This window comes from Streptomyces dysideae (genome assembly GCF_001514305.1).
In the GTDB taxonomy this organism is placed as follows: domain Bacteria; phylum Actinomycetota; class Actinomycetes; order Streptomycetales; family Streptomycetaceae; genus Streptomyces; species Streptomyces dysideae.
This window is the reverse complement of sequence record NZ_KQ949121.1, coordinates 57,716-71,117: the sequence shown is the minus strand read 5'-3', so window position 1 is coordinate 71,117 and position 13,402 is coordinate 57,716. Positions and strand designations below refer to the sequence as shown.

Genomic DNA, 13,402 nt, shown 5'->3' with positions numbered 1-13,402 from the left:
TCCACCCCCGGCCCCGCGAGGTGAACCTCCACCGCTTCTTCTGGCGCGAACTCACCCTCGTCGGCGCCCGGCTCTACGACCGCTCCGACTTCGAGCGGGCGGTCACCCTGGTCGCCGACGGCACCGTCCCGGCCGAGCGGCTGATCAGCAAGGTCGTGCCGCTCACCGAGGCGCCCGCGGCCTTCGAGGCCCTGGAGGGCGGCGGCGACGTGATGAAGATCCTCGTGGACTGCACCGACGACGCCCAGGGAGCCACCCGGTGAACGCCTTCGACCTGACCGGCAAGCTCGCCGTCGTCACCGGAGCCCGCCGCGGTATCGGCCGGGCCATGGCCCGCGCCCTCGCCGAGGCCGGCGCGGACGTCATCGGTGTCAGCGCCTCGCTCGAGGAGTCCGGCAGCGCGGTGGAGAAGGACGTCCTCGCCGCGGGCCGCACGTTCGAGGCGATCCGGACCGACTTCGTCGATCCCGAGGCCGTACGGGCCCTCGGCGCGGATCTGGCCGGGCGCGAGCGGCCGGTGGACATCCTGGTCAACAACGCGGGCACGATCCGCCGCGCTCGCGCCGCCGAACACGCGGACCAGGACTGGGAGTTGGTGCTCCAGGTCAACCTCAACGCGCAGTTCGCGCTGACCCGCGCGGTCGGCGCGTCGATGGTGGCCCGTGGCCAGGGGAAGGTCATCTTCACGGCGTCGCTGCTCAGCTTCCAGGGCGGCATCACCGTCCCCGGCTACACCGCCGCCAAGCACGGCATCGCCGGCCTGACCAAGGCCCTGGCCAACGAATGGGCCCCCCACGGCGTCAACGTCAACGCCATCGCCCCCGGCTACATCGCCACCGACAACACACAGGCCCTGCAGGACGACCCCGTCCGCAGCAAGGCGATCCTCGACCGCATCCCGGCCGCACGCTGGGGCAGGGCCGACGACCTCGCAGGCGCCACTGTGTTCCTCGCCTCGGACGCCGCCGCCTACGTCCACGGCACGATCCTGCCGGTCGACGGCGGATGGCTCGGCCGATGACCGGCACCGATCTGGCCCCCGTACTGGCCGGAGCCCGCGTGATGCCGGTACTGACCGTGCCCTCCGCCGCGACCGCCGGCCCGCTGGCCGACGCGCTCGCGGCGGGCGGCGCTCGGTGCGCCGAGGTCACCTTCCGCACCTCCGACGCCGAGCAGGTACTCAAGGAGATGGCCGCCCACGGCGGCCTGGCCGTCGGCGCCGGTACGGTCCTCACGCCCGAGCAGGTGGACCGTGCCGTGGCGGCCGGGGCGAGGTTCGTCGTCTCCCCCGGCTTCGACGAGGCAGTCGTCGCCAAGTGCCGTGATCTGGGAGTCCCCGTGGTGCCCGGCATCGCCACCGCCACCGAGCTGATGCGCGCCCTGAAGGCGGGCCTCGACACCGTCAAGTTCTTCCCCGCCGAACCGCTCGGCGGCATCCCGATGCTGCGCGCCCTCGCGGCACCCTTCCCCCGGGCACGGTTCGTGCCGACGGGCGGCATCGGCGCTCCACGCCTGCCCGCCTACCTCGCCGCCCCGGCGGTCCTCGCCGTCGGCGGCAGCTGGATGGCCACCGCCGACCACCTTCGACGGGGCGACTACGAGGAGATCCGCCGGCTGACCGCCGAGGCCGTACACGGGAGCGCGACGTGACCGACGTGGTGGCCCTCGGCGAGGTGATGCTCCGCTTCGACCCGGGCGAGGGACGGATCCGCACCGCCCGCTCCTTCCAGGTCTGGGAGGGCGGGGGTGAGTACAACGTCGTACGTGGGCTGCGGCGTTGCTTCGGCCTGCGGGCGGCCGTCGTGACCGCTTTGGCCGACAACGCGGTGGGCCGACTCGTCGAGGACCTGATCCTCCAGGGTGGCGTCGACACCTCCCTGATCCGCTGGATGGCCGACGACGGCATCGGCCGCGGCGCGCGCAACGGCCTGAACTTCGTCGAGCGCGGCTTCGGCATCCGGGGCGCGCTGGGCGTCAGCGACCGCGCGCACACCGCTGTGTCCCAGTTGCGGAAGGGTGACGTGGACTGGGACGCGGTCTTCTCCTCGGGTCCGCGCTGGTTCCACACCGGCGGCATCTTCGCCGGTCTGTCGGACACCACCGTGGACGTCGCGGACGAGGCCATGGCGGCCGCGCGGCGGCACGGTATGGCGGTCTCCTACGACCCCAACTACCGCCGCAGTCTCTGGGACGGCCGGGGCGGCGCGGACCGGGCGCGCGAGGTCGACGTGCGGCTCGCCCGGCACGCCGACGTCGTGGTGGGTGCCCTGGGGCTGGCAGGCCCGTACCCAGGGGCGGTACGCATCGAGGCGGACGAGGTGCAGGACGCCCTCGTCGACGTGGCCGGGCTCCTGCCCCAGGCCGAGGTGCTCGCGACCACCCTGCGGGAAGTGCCCTCCGCCGGGGTCAACGACTGGTCCTCGGCCGCCTGGTCGGCCCGTACCGGGTTCGTCCGCGGCCCGGAGATGTCCGGCTTGCACGTCCTGGACCGCATCGGCTCGGGTGACGGCTTCGCGGCCGGCCTGATCTACGGACTGCTGACCGCCGGCGGTGACGAGGGCGGACCGACGGGCGGTGCCAGGCCCATGGCGAACCTCGACGTCGCCGGGCTGAGCCGCTCCCTGGCCTACGGGACCGCGCACGGCGCCCTCACCATGACCACCCCCGGCGACGTGTCCATGGCCTCGCTCGCCGAGGTGGAGGCGCTCATGGCAGGCGGCTCGGCCGCCGTCAGAAGGTGACCCCATGGGCGGTCACGCCGTCCCCACTTTTCAAGGAGAACAGTTGACACATCGGAGCATCGGGTGCCGGAGGATCGGGAGCACTCGTGTCGAGTTCACCGGACTCGGCTTCGGGGCCTCCGTCATCGGCAACCTCTACAGAGTCACCCCGGCGCACGATGCGCAGGCCGCGGTCGAGGCGGCCGGGGAGGAGGGGCATCCGGTACTTCGACACGGCACCGCACTACGGCCTCGGCCTCGCCGAGCGGCGCCTGGGCGCGGCTCTGCGTGACCGGCCGCGTGACACCTACGTCGTCTCCTCCAAGGTCGGCCGTCTGCTCGTCCCCAACGAGCACCCGCGGGGCACCGACGACGAGGGCTTCGTCGTGCGCGACGACCTGCGCAGGCAGTGGGACTTCAGCCGGTACGGGGTCCTGCGGTCGATCGAGGACACGCTGGAACGTACGGGCCTGGACCGCCTGGACGTCGTCTACCTGCATGATCCCGACGACCACTGGAGGCAGGCCGCCGAGGAGGCCATGCCGGCCCTGGCGGAGCTGCGCGACCAAGGGGTGATCGGCGCGATCGGCGCCGGCATGAACCAGTCGGCCATGCTCGCCCGCTTCCTGCGCGAGACCGCCGCCGACATCGTGACGCTGGCCGGGCGCTACACCCTTCTCGACCAGTCGGCGCTGGACGACGTCCTGCCCGCCGCTGAGGAACTCGGCAAGAGCGTGGTGGCCGTCGGCACGTTCAACTCAGGACTGCTTTCCCTCGACCGGCCCGCCGAGGGCATGAAGTGCGACTACCAGGAGGCTCCCCCGGCCCTGGTCGCCCGTGCCCGGGCGATCGCTGAGGTCTGCGCGGCGCACGGTACGACGTTGCCCGCGGCAGCGGTCGCCTTTCCGTTCAGCCATCCCAGTATCATCAATGTCACCCTCGGGATGCGGACTGTGGAACAGGTCGGACGGAATGTGGAACTCCACCGTCAGCACATCCCCGAAGGTCTTTGGGACGACCTCCGCGCCCGGGGACTCATCAGGTCGGACATGCCCGCGGAGAACGGGCCCGGAAGGAGTGCGCGGTGTCTCTGACGGACAAGGCCATAGCGCAGATCCGGGAGCTGATCCGCAGCGGAGCGCTGCCGCCGGGCTCGAGGCTCCCTCCTGAGCCGGAGCTGGCCGCCCAGCTGGGCCTGTCCCGCAACCTCGCTCGGGAGGCCGTCAAGGCGTTGGCCGTCGCGCGGGTCCTGGAGGTCCGGCGAGGCGACGGCACCTACGTGACCAGCCTGCAACCGAGCCTGCTCCTGGAGGGGCTCGGCGGTGCGGTGGAACTGCTGCAGGGCGACGCGACCGCGCTGCAGGACCTGATGGAGACACGGCGGCTCCTGGAACCGGTCGCCACCGCGCTGGCCGCCACCCGGATCTCCGACGGGCAGCTGGCCGAGGTCGAGCGGCACCTGGAGGCCATGCGCGAGGCCCGTGACGACGTCGAGCGGCTCAACGTTCACGACGCCGCCTTCCACCGCGCCGTCATCTCGGCCACGGGCAACGAGACTCTGCTCACGCTCCTGGAGGGCATCTCCGGGCGTACCCTGCGTGCCCGCGTCTGGCGCGGTCTGGTCGACACCCAGGTCTCGGGCCGGACCCTCGCCGAGCACGAGGAGATCTTCCGGGCACTGTCCGCCCGCGACGCTTCCCTCAGCCAGGCCGCCGCGCTGCTGCACGTCGGCAACACCGAGCTGTGGCTGAGAGAGCACCTGCGTTCGGGAGAAGCCCTCCCACGGGGCATGACAGCCGAGGAGTGACGGGGGGACCCGCAAGGGCCGGCGGCCGCCCGAGGGTCAGCCAGCGAGTCCGAGAGCAGGGGCCCGAGGCCGTCACGACGAACGCGGTGGCACCCGCAGCCGGCATCAGCGTGGGCACGTTCGATCGCCGTTTCGGAGAAGTGGCCCACCTGCTTCTGACACTCCTCGACCACCACGAACAGCAGCTCCAGGAAGCCCTTTCTGGGCGGCCCGGGCCGGGCCGCGCCGTCCGAACGGCTGCGCCCTTCCTGTACGCCCTCGCCGACCACATCGCCGCCTGTGTGGACCGGCGTCGGCTCGTGCATCGGTGTAACCCCTCGCCGTCCCACACGGCTCCCGGTGCAACGGAGGAACGACACACCGTGACCGCACAGCCCCCGAACGCACCGGCGGGGCACTGCCCCGCCAGGCGGTTTCGTTCGCGTCGCGGTCCTCGCAAGCGGCCGGGGGCGGCCGGCCCAGGCCATGCTTCGGCAGGAACGCCTGCGTGGCACGTTCGCCGACCGCGACCAGCCTCTTCAGGTCCCACGGACTACTGCTGCCGGAGGTATTGACGCATTCCGCTTCCCACACTTAACGTCTGCCCGAGCTTACGAACGTCGTTCGATTTATCGGACAACTCGCGTCGGCGGACAGGGAGTCGGCTGCGGAGGCTTCCCCCGGCCGAGCACTGGTAGGCACACCGCACGGCGCGGCAGAGGTCAGGACCTGGCGGCGTTTGCGACCCGGTCGGCCGCCGCTGGCTTCGCCGTACTCCGAAGGCCGCTGGGCCTGGACAAGAGAGAAACAGGAGTCGTACGAGAACAGGATGCCGAAGAGGCGCGGGCGAAGAGCGCCTCACAGGCGCCGAAGGAACCGCGTACCGTCTCGCCGCACCGCGCAGGTGCGCGCTCGAAATCGACAACCGCCCGGCCGGCCCCGCACCACGACGGGCCCTACTCGGGCGACAACGGAGCCATCACCTCACAAGCCGTCACCGCGAAACAAACCGGCATGGTGTGCCCGCTCCAGCCGTCACCTCGGCGAAGTACACCGCACACAGGGGACACGCCGTTACCCGGAGCCGGTCGGCTCCTTCGGCGCCGTGCGGCAGCCGGTCCTGTCCCTCCAACACCGAGACCGAGCTTCCCCCGCCATCCCGATTCGGGTGCTCTTCGCCCGGTGGTGGCCCTGGCAGAATGACAGGAGATGTACATGTCGGCGCTTCGCGCCCGGCTGTCGGCGATATTGCTCGCCGCCTGCCTGCTCTTCACATCCCAAGCCTTGATCACACCGGACCGGGCGGCCGCCGCCGATCCGGGCTACCTGATGGTGCACTTCACCGGGGAGGGGTCGACCGGTCAGCAGATGTACCTCTCGCACAGCACGGACGGCCTGCACTGGAACGACCTCAACGACGGAGCGTCGATCCTGCGCTCCACGGTAGGCACGCGCGGCGTGCGCGACCCCGCACTGGTCCGCTCCCCGGGCGGTGACAAGTACTGGATCATCGCGACCGACCTGTGCTGGGGCTGCGGGTCGACCGTGGACGGCTCCATCAACAACGGCAGCCGCAACATCGTGGTGTGGGAGTCGACGGACCTGGTCACCTGGTCGCAGCCGTGGCTGCTCAACGTCGCCGGCGCGATCCCCGACGGACGCAACGCCTGGGCGCCGGAAGCGATCTGGAACCCCGAGACCAACGACTACGTCCTGTACTGGGCGACGAACGTGCCCCTCGACGGCGCGACGAAGCACCGCATCTTCTACGCCCGTACCAGCGACTTCCGCTCCATCACCACCCCGCAGATCTACATCGACCGCCCCGGCACCCAGGAACTCATCGACACCCAGATCATCGAGATGCCGGCCGGCGTCGGCAACTACCGCTACGTGCGGGCCTCCGGCGACGGCCAGATCACCCTCGAAGGCAGCAACTCGATCCTGGGGACGTGGACGAACCTGGGCAACCTCTCCGGCATCGGCCTGACCGGCGCCCAGGTCGAGGGCCCGATGTGGATGAAGCTCCGGGACCGCAACGAGTGGACCCTGTACCTCGACCAGTACGCCTCCGGACGCGGTTACATGCCGGTCACGACGACCAACCCCTCCGCCCCCGGCACCTACCGGATTCCGGCGTCGGGAACCTACTCCATGGGCGCCACCAAGAAGCGCCACGGCTCGATCCTGAACCTCACGGCCGCCGAGGAGACCCGCGTCCTCGCACGCTGGGCCAGCACCCCGGCCAACCGGCTCCAGTCGTACAACTTCCAGGACCGGTACGTACGGCACGCCAACTACGACGTGCGCATCGACCAGAACATCACCGGCCCGGACGCCCAGTTCCGGCTGAGGCCCGGTCTGGCAGGCACCGGAACCGTCTCCTTCGAGTCGGTGAACTTCCCCGGCTACTTCCTGCGGCACTACAACTACGACTTCCAGCTGGTCCGCAACGACGGCACCGCCCAGTTCGCCGCTGACGCCACCTTCCGCCAGGTCGCCGGCCTCGCCGACTCCACCTGGTCCTCGTTCCAGTCGTACAACCACCCCGACCGCTACATCCGGCACTACGCGTACCAACTCCGTCTCGACCCGATCACCACCGCGACAGGACGTGGCGACGCCACCTTCCGCGTGACGAACTGACCCGACGCAGACAGGGATGCCGACGCCTCCGCGGGAGAGCGCCGGCATCCCCCTTCCCCGCTTCGGCGGGGTCGGTTCGTGGCCGACCCGTCGGCACACGTCTTCAACGGCGGATGTACGTCTACGCCATCGATGGCTCCGACAACAGCGGTACGTACTGGGACTCCAAGGACTGGCGCGCGTACTCCTCGGTCGACGGGGCGAACTGGACCGACCACGGACAGGCCTTCGCGCTCAGCGGGTTCATGCCGGAGGTCTGACCCATGTCGGCGTATGCGGGCCGGGTCGGGCCTCCGCCCTCCCTCGCCCCGGCCCGGACGGCCCCATTCGTACGCCAACTCTGGCTGGTCAACGGGCGAATCGCTCACATCACGAGGGCTTGCTGGCCGTAGCCGCCCGGCGACGCCGCGGCCAGCCCGTTTACCCCTTGAGAGGAGGATGCTCAGTACCAGACGGAGAACGTGGCGTCGCTGCGTCCTGTCGCGGTGGTGATCGGGTCGAGGCGCAGTTGGTAGGCGTAGTGGCGGATGTAGCGGTCGGGGTAGTTGTACGACTGGAACGACGACCAGGCCGAGTCGGCGAGGCCGGCGACCTGGCGGAAGGTGGCGTCCGCGGCGAACTGGCTGCTGCCGTCGTTGTGGGCGAGCTGGAAGTCGAAGTTGTAGTGCCGAAGGAAGTAACCGGGCATGTTCACCGACTCGAAGGAGACGGTTCCGGTGCCTGCCAGGCCGGGCCTGAGCCGGAACTGGGCGTCGTCGGCGGGGCTGACGTCGGGATCGATGCGCACGTCCATATTGGTGTGGCGTACGTACCGGTCCAGGAAGTTGTACGACTGGAGCCGCTGGGCCGGGGTGTTGGGCCAGCGGGCGAGCACGCGGCTCTCCTCGGCGGCCGTGAGGGTCATGATCGCGCCGTGGCGCTTCGGGGTGCCGCCCATGTCGTAGTTTGCCGAATCCTGAAGCCGGTAGGTGCCGACGTCGAACGGGTTGGTGGTCAGGATCGGCCTGTATTCGCGTACGCCCTGCGGGTTGTTGTAGTCGATGTAGAGGGCCCACTCGTCGCGGTCTCGGAACTTCATCCAGACCGGGCCTTCGACCACGTTGCCGGTGAGGCCGATGCTGGAGAGGTTGCCGAGGTTGGTCCACGTCCCCAGGATCGAGTTGGTGCCTTCGACGTTGTTCTGGCCGTCGCCGGAGACCCGTATGTAACGGTAGTTGCCGGCACCGGCGGGCACCTCGGTCATCTGGGTGTCGACGACCGGCGTGCTGCCGGGAGGGTCGATCCAGATCTGCGGGGTGGTGATGGTGCGGAAGTCGGTGGTGCGGGCGTAGTAGATGCGGTACTTGAACACGCCGTTCACCGTGGCGTTCGTCGCCCAGTACAGGACGTAGTCGTTGGTCTCGGGGTTCCAGATCGCCTCCGGCGCCCACGCGTTGCGCCCGCCGGGGATCAGTCCGGCGGCGCCGAGCAGCCACGGCTTCGACCAGGTCACCAGGTCGGTCGACTCCCACACCACGAAGTTGGGGCTGCCATTGGTGTACGTCGAGCCGCAGCGGACGCACAGGTCGGTCGCGATGATCCAGTACTTGCTCCCGTCGGGAGAGCGGATCAGTGCGGGGTCACGCACCCCCTTCGTGCCGATCGTGGAGTTCAGGACCGGCGCTCCGCCATTGAGGTCGTTCCAGTGCAGGCCGTCCGTGCTGTGCGCGAGGTACAACATCTGGCCGGTCGCGGAATCGCCGGTGAAGTGCACCATCAGGTAGCCCGGTTCGGCGGCGGCCGCCCGCTGGGGTGCGGTCAGGGCCTGACCTGTGAAGAGGAGGCATACGGCGAGCAATATCACCGTCAGCCGGGCGCGAAGCGCGGACATGCGCGTCTCCTGTCGTTCTGCGAGTGCCAGCGGGGTGGCGGGGGAAGCTCGGTCTCGGTGCGGGCGGGACAGGACCGGTACCCGCACGATCCGGAAGGGGCGGATTCGGGCAACGGTGTGTCGCCCGTGTGCGGTGCATGTCGCCGTGGTGACGGCGGGGCCAGGCACGCGAGCCGGTGGGTCGGCGGTGTGACGGCTTGTGCGGCGAAGTCACGGCTGCCGCCCGGGTGGGGCGGTCGCGGTGCGGGCCGGGCGGACGGTTGGCGATCGGAGCGCGCGTGGCTGCGGCGCGGTCAGACGGGCTGTGGTTTCCTCAGCCGAGTTGTGCGAAATGTCGAACAATGTTCGTAAGCTCGGCAGAAGTTAAGTGAGGGAAACGGGGTGCGTCAATACATCCGACAATCCGTAGTCCCTCGTCGAATGGGTCCGCTCAGCCAGCGGCTACGTCCCGTAATCGGTGGTGACTAAGTGTGGCGACTTGTGGAAGAGTATGCGGTGGCGGAGGAGGGTGGAACCGGCCCGTCCATGCATCGCGTACTCCTCCAGGGCAGAGGCCGTCGACGCCGAGTACCCGGCGGTACGCGCAGCGGGGGCAGCGGCAGCCGCGTCAGAATCCGCAGCGCGGTCGAGCGCGACCGCGGCAACGAGGTACCGGGAGAGGCGAGCGCCCGCCCGGCGCGCCGACTCTTTGACCGCATAGCCGAGTTGGCCCGCCAGTCGGGGCGTGCGACGCTGATACCGCTCCAGCAGGCCGGGGACCTGCTCACGGAAGGCCTGCCGCGGACAGCCCGGCGTCGCGCCCGGTGCCGAGCCTCGGCGACCCGGACGGGGACGGAAGGCGCCGAGGGGAACGAACGCCGAAGCCGCACCGTCCGGCAGGGCCGTGTGGGCCATGGAGGTGACCTCGTGGCCGCGGGCGAGCGCCTCGGCGGGTCAGTCGGAACTCCCGGTGAGCAGTGGTCTGGTTCGTGGCGCCATTGCGGGTGCGTCGAGCTCGCTTGCGCAGCCTGCGAACGGGCGTGCTCCACACGACAGTCGACTAACCCGGCCAACGACATCCCATGAAAATCCGGGCCGTAAGCCCTAACCGCGAGGTAGCTCCGGAATCCGGGAGCTTATCCCTTGACAGTGATGGGATGTAAAGGCAGTCTCCCTCCGACTCCCGGCGCGAGCGATACGCGGCGGACCACCTGCAACCACCCGGAAGGCCGCATGAAACTCCTCCAACGAAGCGGGATTCGAGTCGCCGGTACGGCCGCCGCCGTCCTCGCCGGCATAGCCTCGGTCACTGCGGTGCCCGCATCCGCCGCCACGCCGGGGAGTTGGACCTCGGTCCAGCCCGGTGTCGCACAGACCGGCTGTGACGGCGTGCGCGCCACCGTGGCGCTGGACGCGAACGGAGCCCTCTCGCTCGGCGCGACCTGGAACTGCCGCCAAGCCCTGATACCCGCTCCGATCGGGCTGGTGACCAGTCAGGCCGACTACACCACCGGACTGGAGTTCGTCCGTCGCACGGATACGCCCGTCTCGTACGACTACGAGGTCATGGCGGGGAAGTCCCGCGTCCGGACGCGGTCCGCGACCGAGACGAGACTGGTGTTCGCGAAGGGCTCCTCGCAGATGACCGTGCACGTCCGCACGTCCGCGGACGGTATGGCGCTGCGCTACGAGCTGCCGTCGGGTGCGACGGTGCTGAGAGAGGCGACGTCGTTCGAGCTGCCGACCGACGCCCAGCTGTCCCGGCAGGTGTTCAGTCCCGATCACGAGAGGGGGTATGTGACCTCTACGGTCGCCGACGTCCCGACGGGCTCCTACGACATGGGCATGTTGGCCCAGCAGACCAACGGCGCGCGGGTGCTGCTCGCCGAGTCCGGTGTGGACGGTGGCTATTCGGGTGGCTGGTTCACCCACACCCAGGGCACCGGCCGGTTCACCGTCGCGCTGGCCGACGCGCAGATCGCGCGATCCGGCGCGTTCACCACAGCGTGGCGCACCGCCTCCATCGGCAGCACGGCGACGATCGTGGAGTCCACGCTGGTCGACGACGTCGCGCCCGCGTCGAAGATCTCCGACACCTCGTGGATCAAGCCGGGTGTCGCCGCGTGGCCGTGGCTGGACGGCATGTTCGCCACCCAGCGCGACCTGACCAAGCTCAAGCAGTGGGCCGACTACGCCTCCTCGCAGGGCTGGCCCTATCTTCTCGTGGACGACGGGTGGAAGGCCAACCAGGCGATCATTCCCGAGCTCGTGACCTACGCCCGGGAGCGCGGGGTGCGGATCATGCTCTGGTACCACTGGCAGGACCTGGACACCGCCGCCGAACGGGACACCGAGTTCACCAAGATCACCGGGTGGGGTGCCGTCGGCGTCAAGATGGACTTCATGGGTTCCGAGACCCGGGCCCGTCAGCAGTGGTACGACGCGGCCCTGGCCGACACCGCCCGCTACAAGCTGATGGTCGACCTGCACGGCTCGCGCCTGTCCGTCGGTGTCCACCGCACCTGGCCGCACGTGCTGACCAACGAGGCCGTCCGGGGCGAGGAATACCCCGGCGGCCGGGACATCGGGCACGTGGCCGCGCTTCCGTTCACTCGCGGCGCACTGGGCCCGGCCGACTACTCGCCGATGAGCTTCCAGCAGGGCAACCCGAACAGCGACGCCGCCGAACTCGCCCTCGGCGTACTCCTGGACAGCGGCATCATGCTGCCCGGCAGCCGCATCTCGGACTACCAGGCCCGGCCCGAGGCACAGCGGTGGCTGCGCATGCTGCCGACCGCGTGGGACGAGACGAAGTACGTCTCGGGCGACCCGCTCACCGGAGGGGTCATCGCGCGCCGCGACGGCGACCGGTGGTTCGTCGGGGCTCTCAGGCGCGGCGGCGCCACCACCATCAGCTACCCGACCACGTTCCTCGGCTCCGGTACCTGGCACGCGGAGATCACCACCGACGGCTCCAACGGCCTGACCCGCACCAGCAAGGTCATCCAGGCCGGTGACACCCTGAGCGCCCCGGCGGTCGCGGGCGGCGGCCATGTGGTCAGGCTGACCAAGGTCCCGGTCGTCCCGACCGGGAACCGCACGGTGACCATCGCCGGCAGCAGCCACGTACTCGACGTGAAGGGCAGAAGCCTCGCGGACGACGCCGCGATCATCCGCTGGTCCAGCACCGGCGGCACCAACCAGCGCTTCGCGTTCGTGCCCCTCGGCGACGGATACACGCGGATCGTCAACCAGGCGAGTGGCAAGGACGTCGTCATCCGGTGGGCCTCCCGCGACGCGGGCGCGAAGGCCATCCAGTACCCGTACGAAGCCAACGCGAACACCAACGACGAATGGCTGGCGGAAGACGCGGGCAACGGCCGTATCCGGCTCCTCAACCGCCACAGCGGTCTCTACCTCACCGCGGGCAACGCCCAGGGCGACCAGTTGGAGCAACACCCCTTCGACGGCGCCGACCACCAGATGTTCACGGTCTCCTGACGCCGCTGAACGAGACAGCCATTCAGCAGGACATCACTGGGGCAGAACCCTGCGCCCCCTGGCCGGGGCCGTGGTCGGGGGCCACGGCCCCGGTGACGGCGGCGGTGCGGCGGTGGTGACCACGTCGTCCGCCCCGTCGAGCCCGCCGACCGTCAGCGGCGGAACGTCCTCGAGCCGGGACCAGGGCTCGTCGGGGACGAGGTTCTCGGGCAGTCCCGGCGGCACGACGACGGACCGCGTGCCCCGGTGCGGGCCGGCGCGTGCCCGACGGCGGCCGAGGCACGGGCCGCCCGAACACGGCCACTGTGGCGGGGTACTCGGCGGCGCGCTCGGTGAACAGCCCGACGATGTCCGGCCCCGCGTGGGAGGCACGACGACCGGGCGGGCCGCTCCCGAGTCGGACGATCACAGCGGCGCTGCATCCGGCGAGACTCTCCCGCCTTCACCCCTCAGGGGTCCTTGCACGATGAGCGTCCGATGAGGTCGCGTGGTCTGATGCCGTGCTACGTGGCGATGGGGTGCCCCTTGCTCGAGCGCGCAAGGGGCACCCTTCGGGTCCCTAGCCGGTGACGCGCTGGAAGGTCCATCGCTGGTTGGAGCTGCCGACGTCGCGGTACTGGATCAGCGCGACACCGTCTGCCGTACTGCCTCCCTTTACGTCGAGCACCTTGCCGCTGTTGCGGTTGGCCAGGGCGAACTCGCCACCGGTCTGCGGGCGCAACTGCCACTGCTGGCTCGCCCGGCCGTCGGCGATCGACTGCACCACCGGCGCTCCGTCCGCCGTCGAGGACCCCGCCACGTCGAGCACCTTGCCGCTGCCGACGCAGGTGATGGTGTGGTAGCCGTCCCCCGTGGACTGGAAGGCCCAGTGCTGGTTCGACTTGCCGTTGTCGGGCCACT

At 70.2% G+C, this 13,402-nt stretch carries 10 protein-coding genes and 3 pseudogenes; 9 read left to right on the top strand and 4 right to left on the bottom strand.

Annotated elements, in window-relative coordinates; translation table 11 throughout:
* The 8 genes and pseudogenes from AQJ91_RS43020 to AQJ91_RS54160 form a co-directional block, all read left to right on the top strand.
* Positions 1-263: pseudogene (locus AQJ91_RS43020) on the top strand (Zn-dependent alcohol dehydrogenase); the annotation flags it as partial.
* Positions 260-1,021 (top strand): SDR family oxidoreductase, encoded by a 762-nt coding sequence (locus tag AQJ91_RS43015; protein WP_067033898.1) that lies wholly within the window; start codon positions 260-262, stop codon positions 1,019-1,021. The pseudogene AQJ91_RS43020 and the gene AQJ91_RS43015, both read left to right, overlap by 4 nt.
* The gene (locus AQJ91_RS43010; RefSeq protein WP_067033895.1) at positions 1,018-1,650 is read left to right on the top strand and encodes a bifunctional 4-hydroxy-2-oxoglutarate aldolase/2-dehydro-3-deoxy-phosphogluconate aldolase; all 633 of its coding nucleotides are present in this window, start codon (positions 1,018-1,020) and stop codon (positions 1,648-1,650) included. The genes AQJ91_RS43015 and AQJ91_RS43010 overlap by 4 nt, the downstream gene beginning before the upstream one ends.
* A complete protein-coding gene (locus AQJ91_RS43005) occupies positions 1,647-2,741 on the top strand; it encodes a sugar kinase (RefSeq protein WP_067033892.1) in 1,095 nt (364 codons plus the stop codon). The genes AQJ91_RS43010 and AQJ91_RS43005 overlap by 4 nt, the downstream gene beginning before the upstream one ends.
* 43 nt (positions 2,742-2,784) lie before the next feature.
* A pseudogene (locus AQJ91_RS43000) lies at positions 2,785-3,814 on the top strand (aldo/keto reductase).
* Entirely contained in the window at positions 3,805-4,527 is a 723-nt protein-coding gene (locus AQJ91_RS42995) for a FadR/GntR family transcriptional regulator (protein ID WP_067033889.1), read from the top strand. The pseudogene AQJ91_RS43000 and the gene AQJ91_RS42995 overlap by 10 nt, the downstream one beginning before the upstream one ends.
* 1,194 nt (positions 4,528-5,721) lie before the next feature.
* Complete coding sequence (locus AQJ91_RS42990; protein ID WP_067033919.1) at positions 5,722-7,152, top strand: glycoside hydrolase family 43 protein; 1,431 nt, start codon at positions 5,722-5,724, stop codon at positions 7,150-7,152.
* Positions 7,153-7,265: 113 nt separating this feature from the next.
* Complete coding sequence (locus AQJ91_RS54160) at positions 7,266-7,412, top strand: hypothetical protein (RefSeq protein WP_159054799.1); 147 nt, start codon at positions 7,266-7,268, stop codon at positions 7,410-7,412.
* A gap of 182 nt (positions 7,413-7,594) precedes the next feature.
* Here AQJ91_RS54160 and AQJ91_RS42985 read toward each other — a convergent pair whose 3' ends face one another.
* Positions 7,595-9,022, bottom strand: a complete 1,428-nt coding sequence (locus AQJ91_RS42985; protein WP_067033885.1) for a glycoside hydrolase family 43 protein — start codon at positions 9,020-9,022, stop codon at positions 7,595-7,597.
* Between the two features lie 556 nt (positions 9,023-9,578).
* Positions 9,579-9,808, bottom strand: a pseudogene (locus AQJ91_RS56865) (ISL3 family transposase); the annotation flags it as partial.
* A gap of 426 nt (positions 9,809-10,234) precedes the next feature.
* Here AQJ91_RS56865 and AQJ91_RS42975 point away from each other — a divergent pair.
* Complete coding sequence (locus tag AQJ91_RS42975) at positions 10,235-12,502, top strand: glycoside hydrolase family 97 catalytic domain-containing protein (protein WP_067033879.1); 2,268 nt, start codon at positions 10,235-10,237, stop codon at positions 12,500-12,502.
* A gap of 33 nt (positions 12,503-12,535) precedes the next feature.
* Here AQJ91_RS42975 and AQJ91_RS42970 read toward each other — a convergent pair whose 3' ends face one another.
* Both AQJ91_RS42970 and AQJ91_RS42965 read right to left on the bottom strand, forming a co-directional pair.
* Positions 12,536-12,727: a hypothetical protein gene (locus tag AQJ91_RS42970; protein WP_067033876.1), complete on the bottom strand. Its 192-nt coding sequence runs from the start codon at positions 12,725-12,727 to the stop codon at positions 12,536-12,538.
* Positions 12,728-13,061: 334 nt separating this feature from the next.
* Positions 13,062-13,402 (bottom strand): RICIN domain-containing protein (locus tag AQJ91_RS42965; protein ID WP_199848173.1); only part of this gene is annotated, 341 nt, incomplete at its 5' end.

Excerpts from the sequence above, each read along its gene's own strand:
- AQJ91_RS43010 (WP_067033895.1), top strand. The coding sequence starts at position 1,018 with ATGACCGGCACCGATCTGGCCCCCGTACTGGCCGGAGCCCGCGTGATG.
- AQJ91_RS42990 (WP_067033919.1), top strand. The coding sequence starts at position 5,722 with ATGTCGGCGCTTCGCGCCCGGCTGTCGGCGATATTGCTCGCCGCCTGC.
- AQJ91_RS54160 (WP_159054799.1), top strand. The coding sequence starts at position 7,266 with ATGTACGTCTACGCCATCGATGGCTCCGACAACAGCGGTACGTACTGG.
- AQJ91_RS42985 (WP_067033885.1), bottom strand. The coding sequence starts at position 9,022 with ATGTCCGCGCTTCGCGCCCGGCTGACGGTGATATTGCTCGCCGTATGC.
- AQJ91_RS42975 (WP_067033879.1), top strand. The coding sequence starts at position 10,235 with ATGAAACTCCTCCAACGAAGCGGGATTCGAGTCGCCGGTACGGCCGCC.